This window comes from Roseovarius salis (assembly GCF_044472985.1).
GTDB classification, from domain to species: domain Bacteria; phylum Pseudomonadota; class Alphaproteobacteria; order Rhodobacterales; family Rhodobacteraceae; genus Roseovarius; species Roseovarius salis.
Genome location: NZ_JBISDG010000095.1, coordinates 1 through 1,286, shown reverse-complemented (window position 1 = coordinate 1,286; position 1,286 = coordinate 1). Strand labels below are relative to the sequence as shown.

The 1,286-nt window shown below is 64.8% G+C and carries 1 protein-coding gene; it reads left to right on the top strand.

From position 1 onward, the window contains the following. Positions 1-1,278 (top strand): adenosylhomocysteinase (gene ahcY / locus ACH13J_RS18325; protein WP_397544781.1); only part of this gene is annotated, 1,278 nt, incomplete at its 5' end. Positions 1,279-1,286 lie beyond the last annotated feature (8 nt).

Here is a 1,286-nt window from a genome sequence, read left to right as displayed (position 1 = left end):
TCGCAGCCGCTGAAGGGGGCGCGGATCGCGGGGTCGCTTCACATGACGATCCAGACGGCGGTTCTGATCGAGACGCTTGTTGCGCTTGGGGCCGAGGTGCGCTGGGCGAGCTGCAACATCTTTTCCACGCAGGACCACGCGGCGGCGGCGATCGCGGAGGGCGGCACGCCGGTTTTCGCGGTGAAGGGCGAGACGCTGGAGGAATACTGGGACTACTGCGACCGGATTTTCCAGTTTGCCGATGGCGGCGCCAACATGATCCTCGACGACGGCGGCGATGCGACGCTTTACGTGCTGATGGGCGCGCGGGTGGAGGAAGGCGAGACCGACCTCATCGCGGCGCCGCAGAGCGAGGAGGAGGAGGCGCTTTTCGCCCAGATCCGCAAGCGGATGGCCGAGAGCCCCGGCTGGTTCGTCAAGCAGCGCCACATGATCAGGGGCGTCTCGGAAGAGACGACCACGGGCGTGCACCGGCTCTACAAGATGATGGAGAAGGGGCACCTGCCCTTCCCGGCGATCAACGTCAACGACAGCGTGACCAAGTCGAAGTTCGACAACAAGTACGGCTGCAAGGAAAGCCTTGTCGACGGCATCCGCCGGGCGACGGACACGATGATGGCCGGCAAGGTGGCGGTGGTCTGCGGCTACGGCGACGTCGGAAAAGGCTCGGCGGCGTCGCTGGCGGGCGCGGGCGCGCGGGTGAAGGTGACCGAGGTCGACCCGATCTGCGCGCTGCAGGCGGCGATGGACGGCTTCGAGGTGACCACGCTGGAGGACGAGGTTGCCACGGCGGACATCTTCATCACCACCACGGGCAACAAGGACGTGATCCGCATCGAGCACATGCGCGAGATGAAGGACATGGCGATCGTGGGCAACATCGGCCATTTCGACAACGAGATCCAGGTGGCCAACCTCAAGAACCACAAGTGGACCAACATCAAGGACCAGGTGGACATGATCGAGATGCCCTCGGGCAACCGGATCATCCTGCTGTCGGAGGGCCGCCTGCTGAACCTCGGCAACGCCACCGGCCACCCCAGCTTCGTGATGAGCGCCTCCTTCACCAACCAGGTGCTGGCGCAGATCGAGCTGTGGCACAAGGGCGAGCAGTACGACAACCAGGTCTACATCCTGCCCAAGCACCTGGATGAAAAGGTCGCCCGCCTGCACCTCGGCCGCATCGGCGTCAAGCTCACCGAGCTGCGCCCCGACCAGGCCGACTACATCGGCGTCAAACCCCAAGGCCCCTACAAGCCGGAACACTACAGGTACTGAGGAGAGCG